16 protein-coding genes are annotated in these 13,133 nt (G+C 71.2%); 5 read left to right on the top strand and 11 right to left on the bottom strand.

Annotation, left to right across the window (positions count from 1 at the left end; all coding sequences use genetic code 11):
- Positions 1-78: 78 nt before the first annotated feature.
- The 6 genes from ACRWNP_RS03600 to ACRWNP_RS03575 all read right to left on the bottom strand — a co-directional run bounded on the left by ACRWNP_RS03600 (position 79) and on the right by ACRWNP_RS03575 (position 3,710).
- Positions 79-273 carry a hypothetical protein gene (locus ACRWNP_RS03600; protein WP_431959420.1) on the bottom strand — a complete coding sequence of 65 codons (195 nt, stop codon included), beginning with the start codon at positions 271-273 and terminating at the stop codon, positions 79-81.
- Positions 270-1,106 (bottom strand): hypothetical protein, encoded by an 837-nt coding sequence (locus ACRWNP_RS03595; RefSeq protein WP_431959419.1) that lies wholly within the window; start codon positions 1,104-1,106, stop codon positions 270-272. Before ACRWNP_RS03595 ends, ACRWNP_RS03600 begins: the two co-directional genes overlap by 4 nt.
- 11 nt (positions 1,107-1,117) lie before the next feature.
- Positions 1,118-2,146: a hypothetical protein gene (locus tag ACRWNP_RS03590; RefSeq protein WP_431959418.1), complete on the bottom strand. Its 1,029-nt coding sequence runs from the start codon at positions 2,144-2,146 to the stop codon at positions 1,118-1,120.
- Positions 2,143-2,439 carry a hypothetical protein gene (locus ACRWNP_RS03585; RefSeq protein WP_431959417.1) on the bottom strand — a complete coding sequence of 99 codons (297 nt, stop codon included), beginning with the start codon at positions 2,437-2,439 and terminating at the stop codon, positions 2,143-2,145. The genes ACRWNP_RS03590 and ACRWNP_RS03585 overlap by 4 nt, the downstream gene beginning before the upstream one ends.
- A 78-nt stretch (positions 2,440-2,517) precedes the next feature.
- Entirely contained in the window at positions 2,518-2,823 is a 306-nt protein-coding gene (locus tag ACRWNP_RS03580; RefSeq protein ID WP_431959416.1) for a WhiB family transcriptional regulator, read from the bottom strand.
- On the bottom strand, positions 2,820-3,710 hold the full coding sequence (locus ACRWNP_RS03575) for a hypothetical protein (RefSeq protein ID WP_431959415.1): 891 nt from the start codon (positions 3,708-3,710) through the stop codon (positions 2,820-2,822). The genes ACRWNP_RS03580 and ACRWNP_RS03575 overlap by 4 nt, the downstream gene beginning before the upstream one ends.
- A 465-nt stretch (positions 3,711-4,175) precedes the next feature.
- Here ACRWNP_RS03575 and ACRWNP_RS03570 point away from each other — a divergent pair, with 465 nt between their 5' ends.
- The 4 genes from ACRWNP_RS03570 to ACRWNP_RS03555 all read left to right on the top strand — a co-directional run bounded on the left by ACRWNP_RS03570 (position 4,176) and on the right by ACRWNP_RS03555 (position 7,194).
- Entirely contained in the window at positions 4,176-4,817 is a 642-nt protein-coding gene (locus ACRWNP_RS03570; RefSeq protein WP_431959414.1) for a ParB N-terminal domain-containing protein, read from the top strand.
- Positions 4,818-4,894: 77 nt separating this feature from the next.
- A complete protein-coding gene (locus ACRWNP_RS03565) occupies positions 4,895-5,452 on the top strand; it encodes a hypothetical protein (RefSeq protein ID WP_431959412.1) in 558 nt (185 codons plus the stop codon).
- A 73-nt stretch (positions 5,453-5,525) separates the two neighbouring features.
- A complete protein-coding gene (locus ACRWNP_RS03560; protein ID WP_431959411.1) occupies positions 5,526-6,638 on the top strand; it encodes a peptidoglycan-binding protein in 1,113 nt (370 codons plus the stop codon).
- 61 nt (positions 6,639-6,699) lie between these two features.
- Positions 6,700-7,194: a single-stranded DNA-binding protein gene (locus tag ACRWNP_RS03555; protein WP_431959410.1), complete on the top strand. Its 495-nt coding sequence runs from the start codon at positions 6,700-6,702 to the stop codon at positions 7,192-7,194.
- A gap of 50 nt (positions 7,195-7,244) precedes the next feature.
- On the opposite strand, the gene ACRWNP_RS03550 is transcribed toward ACRWNP_RS03555, so the two are convergent.
- The 4 genes from ACRWNP_RS03550 to ACRWNP_RS03535 all read right to left on the bottom strand — a co-directional run bounded on the left by ACRWNP_RS03550 (position 7,245) and on the right by ACRWNP_RS03535 (position 10,651).
- Positions 7,245-8,684 carry a hypothetical protein gene (locus tag ACRWNP_RS03550; protein ID WP_431959409.1) on the bottom strand — a complete coding sequence of 480 codons (1,440 nt, stop codon included), beginning with the start codon at positions 8,682-8,684 and terminating at the stop codon, positions 7,245-7,247.
- 83 nt (positions 8,685-8,767) lie between these two features.
- A complete protein-coding gene (locus ACRWNP_RS03545) occupies positions 8,768-9,082 on the bottom strand; it encodes a hypothetical protein (RefSeq protein WP_431959408.1) in 315 nt (104 codons plus the stop codon).
- A gap of 65 nt (positions 9,083-9,147) precedes the next feature.
- Positions 9,148-9,825 (bottom strand): RNA polymerase sigma factor, encoded by a 678-nt coding sequence (locus tag ACRWNP_RS03540; RefSeq protein WP_431959406.1) that lies wholly within the window; start codon positions 9,823-9,825, stop codon positions 9,148-9,150.
- A 622-nt stretch (positions 9,826-10,447) separates the two neighbouring features.
- Positions 10,448-10,651 (bottom strand): hypothetical protein, encoded by a 204-nt coding sequence (locus ACRWNP_RS03535; RefSeq protein WP_431959405.1) that lies wholly within the window; start codon positions 10,649-10,651, stop codon positions 10,448-10,450.
- Positions 10,652-10,859: 208 nt separating this feature from the next.
- Between ACRWNP_RS03535 and ACRWNP_RS03530 the strand changes: the two genes are divergently transcribed.
- Positions 10,860-11,885: a hypothetical protein gene (locus ACRWNP_RS03530; protein ID WP_431959404.1), complete on the top strand. Its 1,026-nt coding sequence runs from the start codon at positions 10,860-10,862 to the stop codon at positions 11,883-11,885.
- 73 nt (positions 11,886-11,958) lie between these two features.
- Here the strand turns inward: ACRWNP_RS03530 and ACRWNP_RS03525 are convergent, their stop codons facing one another.
- Positions 11,959-13,131, bottom strand: a complete 1,173-nt coding sequence (locus ACRWNP_RS03525; RefSeq protein ID WP_431959402.1) for a methyltransferase domain-containing protein — start codon at positions 13,129-13,131, stop codon at positions 11,959-11,961.
- Between the last annotated feature and the right edge of the window lie 2 nt (positions 13,132-13,133).

Here is a 13,133-nt window from a genome sequence, read left to right as displayed (position 1 = left end):
CCGTGTCTCACAGTGAGACACGGCAACGACGATGCCCCCCGCCGGAGTCCGGCAGGGGGCATCGGTCTGTCTCGGGGGTCAGCCGTCCAGGGCGACGCGGATCCCCGTGTCCGGCTCGAAGGCGGCGGCCGTGTAGCCGTCGGCCGCCGCTTGTGCGATGTACCGGCGCGCCTCGTCCGCGTCCTGCGCGACCCGGATGCACACCACGCCACGCCGCGGCCTGAACTCGGGGGCGCTGGAGAACACGCGGACGTCGAAGGGGCCGGAGCTCACGATCGGCCCCACCGCACCGGGGCCCGGCGGTCAGGCGCCTGGAACTCCAGCACCAGAGCGTTCTGCCCGATCCGGGACGCGAACCGGGAGCCCAGCACAGCCGCGACGTGGTCGAACGTGACGTTCGTGCCGAACGCCGTCGGCAGCCCGGACGCGGACCGCGCGTCGATCAGGTCGGCCGTCTCGCGGCGGGCGAACTCCGTCGCCTGGCCGTCCATCTCCCCGCACAGCTCGTCCAGGATGAGCAGCCCCGCCCGGTCGTGGAACTCGCGGACCTGCAGCGCGGTCATGCCCGGCGGGGCACCGTCGGGTCGGGTCCACCGCAGGTAGTCCCCGTGGCGCACGTAGCGGGTCATGATGCCCGCCCGCACCGCCGCGTTGCCCAGGGCGATCAGCGCCGTCGACTTGCCCGAGCCGACGCCACCCCACCCGATGACGTGACGCTTCTTGCCGGTGCCGGCCGCAAGCCGGTCCAGCCACCCGCGCAGCATGGCCGGGTGCTGGTGGTCGTCCAGCAGCGGCAGGTCGCCACCGGGCAGCCGGAAGTCCGTCGGGTCCTCCTGCAGGGCCTGATCATCGAGCCGCCAGCCCGCGTAGGAGGTGTGGCGGGCGCGGACCAGCGAGTTGCGCCAGGCCTGCGCGAAGATCAGGCGCTGATGTTCGTCCACGGTGGCGGTCTCGTGCTCCGGCGCGGCCTCGACCACCGGGCGGCCCCGGTCGCGCTGTTCGGCGACTCCGGCAGCGATGAGCTTCCGTACGGCCGCCACGTGGCGGGCGAGGCCTTCGCCGTCGACCTTCGCGGGTGCGGCAAACGCCAGGGTGGGCGCAGACACAGGAACCTCCCTCAGTCGAGTGCTGCGGCGATCTCCGCCGCCGTGGGCTTGCGGGCGGGGCCGGAGCTCCGCTCGTGGATCGAGTCGTCATACATGGGCGCGCGGCCGGCGGGGACGCGTGCGGGTCGCCCGGTCCGCTCGGCAGCCAGAGCGCTGCGGAACCGGTCGGGCTGCGGCTTGTAGTCCCGCATGGCGCGCAGAACGGCCCCGATCTCGACGTTTGTGTATCCGGCGGCCAGGGCGTCGCGGATCATCCCGCGGAGGGCGAAGAACGCCGACCGGGTGTTCCCCGCGTACGGGGCCCCGATGACCTTCGGGCCCTCGTCCTTGAGCCACCAGTTCGCGGCCGTCTGCGCGCGGCTGACGAGCGCCTTCTCCTCCTCCGCCTTGCGCTCCTTCTCCGCGGCCTTCTCCTGCGCCTGGCGCTCCCTCTCCTCGGCCTTCTTCGCCCGGGCGGCCGCGACAGTCTTCTGCCGCTCGGTGAGCGGCTTGGCGGCCGCAGGAGCGTCCTCGCTGTCCGGCTTGGGCCTGGACCTCCGGCGGGGCTTCTTCGGGGCGTCAGTGGCCGCCTGAGCGGCCGCCGTGGCCTCTCCTCCGGCCTGGCCCTGCCGTCCCTCCTTCGGGGCGATCACAATGCCGTCCTCGGCTTCACCGCGGGCCGCATAGAAGTCCTTGAAGGACACCGGGCCGGTGTAGCCCTCCGGCGGGTTCTCGTGGACGGTGTACCGGTACCGCTGACGGGAGTTGCCCGCGTACCGGATCAGCTCCGACTCGATGGCCCCGATCTCAACGAGCTGATCGAGGTACGGGGTCAGGGACTGAGTCCGCGAGAACCCGCAAATCTGGGCGAGCACTTCCTGCGTCGGCCACACGTCGGCGTCGCCACGGGTCATCGACACGTGCGCGGACAGCGCCCAGTACAGGGTGTGGGCCGCGGGCTTGACGCCGGACAGCAGCACCCAGTCGCCGACCATGGTGAAGGGGGCGCGGCGTCCGGCGCGCACCTCCAGCTCGGCGTCAACGGTGTCATGCGCGGTCATGCGGCAGCGCCTTCCAGGACGGGGCGGTAAGCGACGGGGACGGGCTTCCCGCCGGCCATGTGGCGCTTGCGGCGGGACAGCAGCCCTCGGCGGATCAGCTCCCCGGCGAAGAACCGGGTCTCGTGCGGCGTCAGGCGCGCCATGGTGGCGGCGTCCGCGCACGACACGTACTCGTCGGGGCGGGTGAAGACCAGCGCGGCGTACAGGACGAACGCGCGAGGGGTGAGGCCTGCCGCGTGCGCCGCGCGCAGTGCGCGGCACGGCTCCGGGCAGGCCGGTTGCGTGGTGTTCACAGGGAGAGTCCTTGTGCAGGTGGCCGGGGCCGCCCTTGCGGGCGCGTGGGCGGCCCCGGTGCCGGTAGGGGGCGAAGGTCAGGCGGCGGCCGCGTCGGCGGCCTGCTTGGCCGCCTCTCGCGTGAGCCTGCGGTTGCGCTTCCGCATGGCCTTCCGCTCCTCTGCGGTCGTACCGCCGCGCACCCCCGCCTGGTCCTTCGACGTCGGCAGGGCCAATGCGTCACGCAGGCACTCCGTGGCGACGCTGCAGAACTCGCACGCGGACTTGGCGAAGGCGATGCCGTCCAGGTCCGTGGGGTGCGGGTACATGTCGTCGGGCTTCACATCGGAGGCCGTGACGCACACCCCGCGGCGGAAGGTCGGCATGCGGGACACGTCGATCACGCCTCCTCCTCCCAGCCGTGCTGGAAGACGGTGGCGAACATGTTGGCGATGTCCTCGACGGAGATGTTCTCCAGGATCCGGTCCTTGCCTTCCGGCTTCCACGACGGGGAGATGCTGGAGGGCTTCGGCGCCATCCACTCGACGCCGTCCACGATCAGTCCCGTCGCGGGGTCCACCACTGCGTCGGTGCCCGGCACCCGCTCAAGACGCTTGAGCAGTGCCTTCTGGAAGGCCGGGTAGACCTCGAACACCATCTGGACCTGGTCGGGGAAGTTCACGCCGATGAAGGAGGTGAAGGCGTCCGGCTTGGTGATCCTCGGCCCCGGGGCGGGCTTGTTGACGGCCCAGCTCACCGTCTGCTTCTCGTCCAGGTAGCTGCCGATGCGGTCGAGCTTCTCCGTGTCGAACCGCTCCAGCAGTCGCCAACGCAGCTCGGCTTCCCGCTCCTCCTTCAACTCCTTCGCGCGCATGGCGATCACCCAGTACGCCGACACCTCGTCGGCCAGTTCGTCCAAGGGCCGCTTGGGCTTCGTCGTGGCGGCCGTGTCGGCCGCGGTGGGGCTCGCCTTCGATTCGGCGGCGGGGACCTCGTCCAGCTCGTCCGGGTGGGAGATCTGGCCGGTCACCAGCAGCTCGTTGACGGCCTTGTCGAACGAGGTCTGGATCGCCGCGCGGTGCTCGTCGGTCGGCTCCGTGATGCCCCGGTCCCCCGGGATGGCGTCGGAGGCGCCGAGCGGGCCCTTGTAGCCCAGGTCCACGCGGAGGGGGTTGGCGCGAAGCGCATCGAACGCGGTGTGCCCCCTGCTGATGAAGGCGTCGATGGTCGCTTCGGGGTCCATGCCGGGGGTGGTGAGGTCGCTCGGGTTCGTACCCGTCGTGTCAGTCATGACGGACGTGCCTTCCGTAGTGCGGTAACGGGGCGGGACCTTTGCGGCGCCACACCTATAGGGAACGGCGGAGTTGCCGCAGGTGTGACAGGCCCCGGGGGGCTGAGAGCTACCTCAGCCCGACACCCAGAACATTACACCCGCACAACTGGAAGTCAACGGTGCCCCCCTGGTGCAACGTCAGCACGCGACACAACCCAACACCGGGCCTACCGTGCGCCCCGGCCTGCCCCGGCGCCACTGGCTGCGCACCATCGGCGCCACCCGGGCGGGCCCCGGCCGGCCCCTACCCGGGAAACCAGGGGCCGGGCGGAAGCACCACCCGGACGGGCAAGGTGCGGGCGACGTCCTCCTGGTTGCCCCGCACAGCGAGCGGGGTGCGCGGCGTGGAACCCGCGGCACTCGCTGGCCTGCGCCCTGCCCGTCCGGCCCCAACCTGCACCGGAAGGAAGAAGAGGCCCGAGCGTGACGACCACCCCGAGCGTTGTCGCCCCACGCTGGACGGCCTACATGCCCCTGGAAGCCCTCACCCCGGCCGCCCGCAACCCCAAGCGCCACGAACTGGCCCGCATCAAGGCGTCGATCCGCGACCACGGGTTCGTGGACATGCCGATCGCGGACGAGCGCACCGGCCGCATCATCGGCGGCCACGGCCGCCGTGAAGCCCTCATCGACATGTACGCCGAAGGCGAGTCGATGCCCGGTGGGCTGATCCTGGACGAAGACGGCGGATGGCTGGTGCCCATCGCGCGCGGATGGGCCTCCCGCAACGACCGCGAGGCCGAAGCGCTGATCATTCAGCTCAACCGGCTCACGGCGGCCGGCGGCTGGGACGAACGGGTACTCGCCGCGATGCTCGAAGACCTCGTCACCGAGGAACCGGACCTGTTCGACAGCCTGGCCATGTCCGATGAGGAGATGGACGAGCTGCTGCGCGCGGCCCCCGCCGCGTCGCTCGGCGAGGAGGACCAGGCCGTGCCTCTGCTCCACCTCGGCGACGACGAAGACGACGCCGACACCCCGCCCGGGCAAGGCGAGCTCGGTGTTCCCGCCGGGAACAGCTCCGACGGCACGTGCCACGCCTGCGGCCGCCCGATCGACGGCTGACCGCCTTGGCGCGCCGCAAGCCCCGACAGCGCACTGGGGCACTCCCAGCCCACCGCCCACGCCTGCTCAGCCCAGACGTGGAGAACAAGTTGATCGACGCCACCCGCCAGGGCGCGCCCGTACAGACGGCCGCCGCGGTGGCAGGCATCGGCCGGACCACGTTCATGACCTGGCTCGCACGCGGCCGCGACGAAGCTGCACGGATAGCTGACGGTCTCGAGCCCGATCCGGCCGAAGAACCGTTCGTGACGCTGCTGGAGAAGATCGCCCACGCCCGCGAGCTCGCCCACGCCGGGGCCGTCCTGCAGCTCCGCCGGCTCATCAACGGTGGCTACATCACCAAGGAAGTCACCCGGAAGATGCGCGACCCGGAGACCGGCCAAATCGTGGAAGAGACCACCGTCGACAGGGCCGGGCCGGACTTCCGCGCGATCTCCTGGTACCTGGAACGCGCCCACCGGGCGGAGTGGGGCAAGGACGCCACGGTGCTGGAGATCACCGGCCCGCAGGGCGGCCCCGTGGCCGTGGAGACCACCGACGCGGACGCGCTCGCCGAACGCCTGGGCATCACCCTGCACGCCCTCACGTACCCCGACGACGAGGACCAGGACCCGGGCGACGACGACGCCAACTGAGGCCGCGACGCAAGCCGTACCGGCCCGCCACGCTGCCGACCTTCCCGCATCCGACCCGGAAGGCACGCCAGCGATGACCGCCACCCTGTACCCCGGCGCGGACCGGACCAAGAACTGGTTCGGCAAGAAGTACCCCGGCGACAAGATCAAGCCCAAGCGCGGCATCCTGCACACCACCGAGGGCACCGGCTTCACGGACTACGCGGGAGGCGCCAGCGCCCCGCACATCACCGGCGGCCCCGACTTCGCCCGCAAGCGGCTCGTGTTCCGCCAGCACCTGCCGTTCGACCGCTCCGCCCGCGCGCTCGTCAACGCCCCCGGCGGCGTCGAGACCAACACCGCCGACGCCCTGCAGATCGAGCTCATCGGCACGTGCGACCCGGCCACGCACAAGGCGTGGGCGAAGCGCGGCATCCAGCACATCTACTGGCCCGAGGCGCCAGAGTGGGCGATCCGCGACCTGGCCGCCTTCATGGCCTGGCAGTACCTCAAGAACGGCATCCCGCTGTCCGGCCCGGGCGCGGGCGACTGGCCCGCCTACCCCGCGTCGTACGGCGCCCACAACGGCGTGCGCTTCTCCGGCAGCAAGTGGAACACCTTCCGCGGCTGGTGCGGCCACATGCACGTGACGGAGAACCTGCACGGCGACCCTGGGCACATCCCCTTCGCCGAGATCCTCGCCGCCGCCAAGGCCGCGGCCGGCGCCAAGCCCCCGGCACACAAGCGCGTCATCGTGTGGGCCGGGACGACCGCCACCGCCATCGCTGCACTCGCCGGTATCACCCTGGCCGCGCTCAGCGCCGCGAACCCTGGCACGGACCTCAACCACATCAAGCCCGGGCAGCCCCTGAACCTGCCCGACAGCGCCCACGACGTGACCCCGCCGCCCAGCAAGCCGCCCGTGAAGCCGCCGGTCAAGCCGCCCGTGAAGCCCAAGCCGCCCGCGGCCCCGAAGTTCCCCGGAGCAGGTAAGTTCGGCCCGGGCAAGTCGAACACCTACGTCACCCAGCTCGGCAAGCAGCTGGTCAAGAAGGGGTACGGCAAGCACTACAGCAAGGGCCCCGGCCCGACGTGGGGCGAAGCCGACCGGCTCAACGTCCGCGACTTCCAGCTCTCCCGGCCCGAGCTGCGCCGCGACGCGGACGGCATCCCCGGCCCGCTTACCTGGAAGCTGCTGTTCTCCTGACCCCCGAGGGTCGGCCCGCAACGCGCGGGCCGGCCCCACCCCACCCCGCGAAAGGCCCCCCGTGGCAGGCGAGACCGTCATCACCGTCATCGGCAACCTGGTCGATGACCCCGAGCTGCGCTTCACCCCCTCCGGTGCCGCAGTCACCAAGTTCCGCGTCGCGTCCACGCCGCGCACCTTCGACCGCCAGACCAACGAGTGGAAGGACGGCGAGAGCCTGTTCCTCACCTGCTCGGTCTGGCGCCAGGCCGCGGAGAACGTCGCCGAGTCCCTGCAGAAGGGCATGCGCGTCATCGTGCAGGGCCGCCTCAAGCAGCGCTCGTACGACGACCGCGAGGGCGTGAAGCGCACCGTCTACGAGCTCGACGTGGACGAGGTGGGCGCGAGCCTGCGCAGCGCAACCGCCAAGGTCACCCGGGCCAACGGTGGCGGCGGCCGCCAGCAGGGCGGCCAGCAGCAGGGCGGCGGCTGGGGCAGCGCCAGCGGTGCGCCCACGGGCCGCCCGGACGACGACCCGTGGGCGAGCGGCCCGCCCCAGGACGAGCCCGCGTTCTAGGCGACAGGCGCGCCCCAACGAAGACGGCCCCGGCATTGCCGGGGCCGTTCCTATGCGTGCACCTTGCGGTGCCTGCCGGTGGGCTTGCGGTGCTTGCCGTGCCCGCTGTGCGCGGACCGCGCGGCGTGCCTGCCCGTCGCCTGCTGGGGAGGATCCGACGGCGCGGGATCGGCCGTCGCCGGGTCCGTCCACGGGTCAGTGGTCGGCTGCGTGGGGTCCGTCGGCTGCGTCGGGTCCGTGGTGGGGTCCGTCGGGACCGTGGGGTCGGTCGGCTCGGCCGGCGGCTGGTCCGGATCCGTCGGCACGTCGGGCACGTCGGGCACGTCGGGCACGGTCGGCTCGTCGGGCACGGTCGGCGGCGGCTCGACCGGCAACGTCGGCACGGTCGGCGGCGGCTCGACCGGCAACGTCGGCACGGTCGGCGGCGGCTGCGTCGTGTCGGTCGGCGGAGGTGTTGTTCCGGAGCTCGGCGACGGCGTGGTGCCCGAGCTCGGCGGCGTCGTCCCGGACGTTGGCGCAGTCGGCACGGTGACCGGGGTCTCGACCGGCGGAGCAGGCGGCGTGATCACCGGAGCAATCGGCACGGTGACTGGGAGCGTGACCGGGGTCGGGGGCAGCGGCTCCAGCGCGTCGAACGGAGAGGTGCCGGTCGGATCGAAGACGTCGACACCCACGCCCATCACCAGCGCGCTGACCGCACGCCTCGCGTCGTCCGAGACGGGCGCCCCCGGCTCGACGCCGAGCGTGCCCAGCGCGAGCGCGGCCAGGCGCTTCGGGAGCGCAACGACCTGCCCGGGCTTGGTGTGGGCCGCCTGCTCCTCGATCAGGTCGCAGTATTCGCCAATGCGGATCGGGTCCGACCCCCACAGCACGAACCGGCCCTCTCGCCGCAAGTTCCGCGTGCTTTTCTTGACGCCCAGCGACCTCGTCCAGGCCTCCGCCGCCGAATCGCTCGGGAAGATCCGCAGAATGAGGCGTTCGTCGTCGTACTCGAACCAGTACGCCGCACTGGTGGCGTCGACGCTGGCGGAGGCCAGCATCACGTGCCCGTCAGCGTCCACGCACCGCGCCTTGAACGCGGCGATCGTGGCGCACGCCTCGTGCCCGGCCGCGGCAAACTCCTGGAATTGCGGGTCATCCGCGAAGGCGCCCACCGTGGGGTCGTCGGTGCGCGGTTGGACGTTGCTGACCGCGTAGCCGAAGCCGACGCTGGTGGCCGCGACCGCAGCAACGAGCGCCGTCCGCCCTATGCGGCGCCGCAGGGGCGTCGCAGCGTGCGCGGGCCCAGTCGGGTGTGCAGGTGCCGGCGGCGGCGCGTCTATGCCGGGGCCGAAAATCTCGTCCAGTGACAGGGCCTGCGGCATCGCCGGACGGATCAGCTCCTGGATCGCGTCCGGGTGCAGCATCGGGTAGTCGTCCCTGAGCGCTTCCTGTGCGGCCCGCACAGCGGAGGCGAGAGTCTGGGCGGGGTTGAGCGCCAGGACGCGCATGGCTCCGCGCTTGATCAGCGCAGCGTCAGAGCGAAGTTTGCCGCTGACCAGGACGAGAGGCAGCGGCGGTTGTGCGGCGGTACTCATTTCGCACTGCCGTCCTTGACGTGCTCGGCCAGCAGCTCGGCGGCGTGCTCCAGGATCTCCTGCGCCTCGATGGCGCCTATTCGCTCCTTGCCGGTGGCGATCACCTCGGTGCCGCCGTCGTCGGAGGTGACCCGGGCCGCGAACCGTGCCTCGGCTGTGTGGTTGTCGCGTGAGCCCGCGTCGGGGCGCACGGTGACGCGCTCGGCGCGCTCCTCGGCCAGGGCGCGGTGGATGGCCGCGAGACCGGCCAGGCGCACGGACTCCGGCGGTGCCTCACGGGGCAGCAGCAGCGGCGGGTGAACGGCACCCACCTGGGTCGGCTCCGGCTTCCGTGCGCGCCTGTGCCTACCCGTCCCAGCCATCAATCCCACCCTCATCAGCCCTGCCCCCCAACGGGAACAGGGTTCGCGTCCACGGTCGCCAGAGCGAACCGATACTCCGCGATCCTACTTTCCTGGGGGACCGCGGCCCGCAGCTTAGCCCTGGCTCGGGCGTGCCTGGCGCGCGCCGTGGCGTGCGAAATCCCCAACAGGTCAGCGGCCTCAGCGGCGTTGACGCCGACGTAGTCGATCAGGGTCAGAATTTCTCGGTCGATGCGCCGCATTCGGCCCACCTCCCGGACGACGGCCTCCGCCATCTCGTTCTGCTCGGCGACCTGCTCCGGCCCGGGCTGCGCCGCCGGGGTGTCCACGGCGATCATGTCCGCGCAGGGCACCTCCCACATGCGGCGGCCGCGCGCCCGGGACCAGTCGATCGCGGTGTTGCGGGCAATGGACATCACCCAACTGGTGACTCCGCCATCGCTGGACAGACGGTAATTGCCGATCGAGCGGACGACCTTGACCCAGACTTCCTGGGTGACCTCCGCGACGGCCTCGGGGTCGCGCACATAGCGCTGCACGTCGCGGTACACCTTCTGCCACAGCGCGGAGTACAGCCCGGTCAGGGCGGCCTCCTTCTGCGCGTCGCCTTCCCGAGCGGCCGCGGCCAGCGCTTCCAGCTCCGGGTCGGGTGCCACCGGCTGTGAAGACCGGCGGGTGTAGGTGATACGCACAACTAACCCCTTCGGAGGGAACGAGTCCGGGGCGCCATGCCCCCACCTGTATTCGAACACATATGCGATACGTTGCAGGTCTGCGGGTTTAGCGTTACGGTGCGGGACACGCCGGGCGTAGCTGCCCGGAGAGCCCGCAGCGAAAGGCGTCCGCCGTGTCCTCCCCGTCCCCCGCACGTGACCTGTTGGCCACCGTCGAAGCTGGACGGTGGCTGACCCACGATGAAGCGGCCGACGCTGCGCGCCGTGCCGGCCGTCGCGTGACCGGCTCGTCGGACGACCTGTGCATCGACGGGGTTCCGCTGCGATCCGCCGTGCGATGTGGCCGCCGTTCGGGCGCCGTCATCACCGACGCCGGGGGCCGCTTCCTGGTCCGCCGCCCCGCCTGACTTCCGGCGCGAAAGCGGGTTGGCCTTCCACGCCGATGGGGTTGTGGAAGTGGATGTCTCTTCCACGTTGATGCTGCTGTGTTGGTCGGTGTCCCCTCCACGCACTAAGAGGGGGGTGCGTGCGCGGAGGGGAACTCAGATTACTAGCCGGTAAAGCAAATTTTCTGGCCAGTAAAGCAACCCTTAGTTCATTCCACTCTTCGCTCGGTCGAAGTGGAATGACGCGGGCGTGATTACCAGCCGAGATCGCCGTCGGTGTGCATGCCACCGCCGGAGGTCGGGGCCACTACCCAGCCGAGGTCACCCTGCGGGGCGACGACGGCGGGGGCCGTCGTTGCGGACTCGGACTCGGCGGCGGACGCGGTGGTGGCGAACAGCGTGGTCATGGCGGTGGCGGCGAAGGCTACGGCCACGACGACGCCCAGGGTGCGGGACATAAGGACTCCTTGGGGTGTGGCCCGGAACAGGTCAGGTCCCGGGACGATCTGCTCTGGTTTGTCACCACAGAGTGATCTTGCGGCCCAACCATGGTCTACGCCACGGGTACGATCAACCGGAATGGCCGTAAGAAATGACGTACGTAAAAAGTGGGCGTGTGTGTTGCGGGGAAAAATCGACGTTTCGGACAGTGACGTGCGTCACATCATGTTTGAGGACGACGTCCTCAAGGCGTACGCCAAAGCCAGGGAAGGCCTGTATCTCGACCCGATAGATCGGGCAAAGCTCCTCGAATGGGAACTTGCAATCCCGGACCCGACCAACCCTGATCAGGTGGTCCCCAGGGAAATCGAGCGGATACCCGAGGTGTACCGCGACAACGCCATCAAGTCCCTCACCGGAGCCCTGACCGCCCTCGAACGCGTCAGCCACGTGATGGACGCGCTCCGCCGCAACTACCCGGCCAACGGGGGCACCACCGACCTCGGCATCACCCTCATGCGGGGCGACCGTGACCGCGTCACCGCCGCCATCGCGCGGGCCGCGGACGCGTCCGTCCTCGGCGTCTGGACCTCCAACCCGAACATGCGTCCGGCCGCGGAGCTCGCCCGACTGGAGGCCCACGACGTCGAGTTCCGGCGGTCGGGCCGTGCCATGTACAGCCTCTACGCGGACGAGTTCCGCACCGCCGAGCCCATGCAGGCATGGGTGCGACGCGTCAACGAGCAGCAGGCCGGGCAGGTCAGGACGCTGCCCGCCGCTCAGTTCTGCAAGGTCAAGATCGTGGACCCGGGCCTGCCGCATGGTCAGGCCTTCATCGAGGACTACCTGGACGGAGACCCGGACAGCGCGCTGCACGTCCGCGATCCGCGCATGGTGGCGTGGCTCGGCGCCGAGTACCAGCGATGGTGGAATGCTGCCCTCCCGTGGGACGGCACCGAGCGCTTCCTGCCCGACGAGGACGCCGGCACCACCATCCGCGTCACCGACGAGCTCGACCTGTGCATCCTCCTGTTCACCGAGCAGGACAAGACGCAGGCCTGGATCGCCGAACGCCTCCACCGCGCGGAGCGGTTGATCTCCGGGCGCATGACGAAGCTGCGCCTGCAGCTCGGCTTCAAGACCAAGGGCGGCCTCATCGCCTGGTGGATGACCTCGCCGGACCGCGCCGCGTACCTGGCCGCCATAGAGGGCCGCGGAACGACGATCGCCACGCACCGCAGGAGTGCATGAGGGGCGACCGCTGAAACACGACCGCCGCGCACCCCCAGGTCGGGGTGCGCGGCGGAGTCGTGTGCGGCCCGGGCTACCCGGTGACGGGCAGCGGGTACTCGGGGATGTCCAGCCAGTACCGGTGCACCCCGTCCGGGGACACCGTCAGGCCGAACCGGTCGAAGTCCGGGCGCTCATGCCCGTCCCACCAGGCCCACGCCGCGGCGACCTCATCCCACAGGCGCCGCGGCCCGTACTCCACGACGTGACTGACCGGCTCGCCGGGCACATGGTCCGCAGTCGCCCACGAGTCGCCCGCCGTGTCGGTCAGCCACAGCGTGAACTTCCCGCCGCTGTACCGCTCCACCTCCATGGCCACAGTCGGCACCTGCAGACCGACCGCGAACTGAGCGATCCACGGCAACAGCTCGTCCACGGGCACGCCCGTGGTCGACCGGTCGCCGTCGCCCGGCCACTTCTTCCCGCCCAGGTACTCGATCGGCGGACGGGCCTGCGGCCGCTGCTGCCGCAGCCGCATGAACGCCGACGACATCACGAACAGGCCCGTGGCCGATCCGTCCTCGCGCACCGTCAGGCGCACGATGCCCTCACCGCCGTAGTCCGGGCCGAGCGGCGCCAGGACCAAGCCGCCGGGCCGGGTCTGCTCGATCCACGCGGGCGGCACCGTCGTCACCGAGCACGTGGCGATGACCCGGTCGTACGGGCCGCCGGCCGCATACCCGACCGTGCCGTCGCCCACCACCGTGGTCACCCGGGACCCGGCCGCCTTCAATGCCTGCGCGGCGGCCGCCGCAACCGTCTCGTCGTACTCCACCGTGACGACCTGGTCGTGCCCGAGCCGCGCGGCGAGGAGAGCAGCGTTCCAGCCGGTGCCCGTGCCGATCTCCAGCACCCGGTCACCGTCCTCCAACTGCAGCGCAGCGAGCATGCCGAAGACCATGCGGGGCTGACTGTTGGACGACGACGGCAGGCCGCTCGGCTCGGCGGCCTCCCCGTCGCTGAACTGGGTGGTGATCGGGGAGTCTTCCGCGACCGCCTCCCACCACCCGGCGGGGTCCGCGTCCCGGTCGATCTGCCTGTGCTTGCCGCGCCCCTGGTCGGCCCGCGCCCACGCCTGCGGCGGGATGAACAGGTCACGGGGGGCCGCTGACAGTGCGGGCAGCCACTCCGCGGGGAGATCCCCTGCCTCAATGAGCGCGGAGGCCAGCCGCGTACGGCCGGCCTCCGGCTGGTGCTGGTCGCTCATCG

This window comes from Actinacidiphila sp. bgisy160, from assembly GCF_965342435.1.
Taxonomy (GTDB): domain Bacteria; phylum Actinomycetota; class Actinomycetes; order Streptomycetales; family Streptomycetaceae; genus Actinacidiphila.
The sequence above is the reverse complement of the archived record's forward strand: the minus strand, read 5'-3'. Positions and strand labels throughout refer to the sequence as shown.

Coding starts and splice junctions, on each gene's coding strand:
- ACRWNP_RS03590 (WP_431959418.1), bottom strand. CDS start 2,146: ATGACCGCGCATGACACCGTTGACGCCGAGCTGGAGGTGCGCGCCGGA.
- ACRWNP_RS03530 (WP_431959404.1), top strand. CDS start 10,860: ATGTTTGAGGACGACGTCCTCAAGGCGTACGCCAAAGCCAGGGAAGGC.
- ACRWNP_RS03560 (WP_431959411.1), top strand. CDS start 5,526: ATGACCGCCACCCTGTACCCCGGCGCGGACCGGACCAAGAACTGGTTC.
- ACRWNP_RS03550 (WP_431959409.1), bottom strand. CDS start 8,684: ATGCGCGTCCTGGCGCTCAACCCCGCCCAGACTCTCGCCTCCGCTGTG.
- ACRWNP_RS03535 (WP_431959405.1), bottom strand. CDS start 10,651: ATGTCCCGCACCCTGGGCGTCGTCGTGGCCGTAGCCTTCGCCGCCACC.
- ACRWNP_RS03575 (WP_431959415.1), bottom strand. CDS start 3,710: ATGACTGACACGACGGGTACGAACCCGAGCGACCTCACCACCCCCGGC.
- ACRWNP_RS03525 (WP_431959402.1), bottom strand. CDS start 13,131: ATGAGCGACCAGCACCAGCCGGAGGCCGGCCGTACGCGGCTGGCCTCC.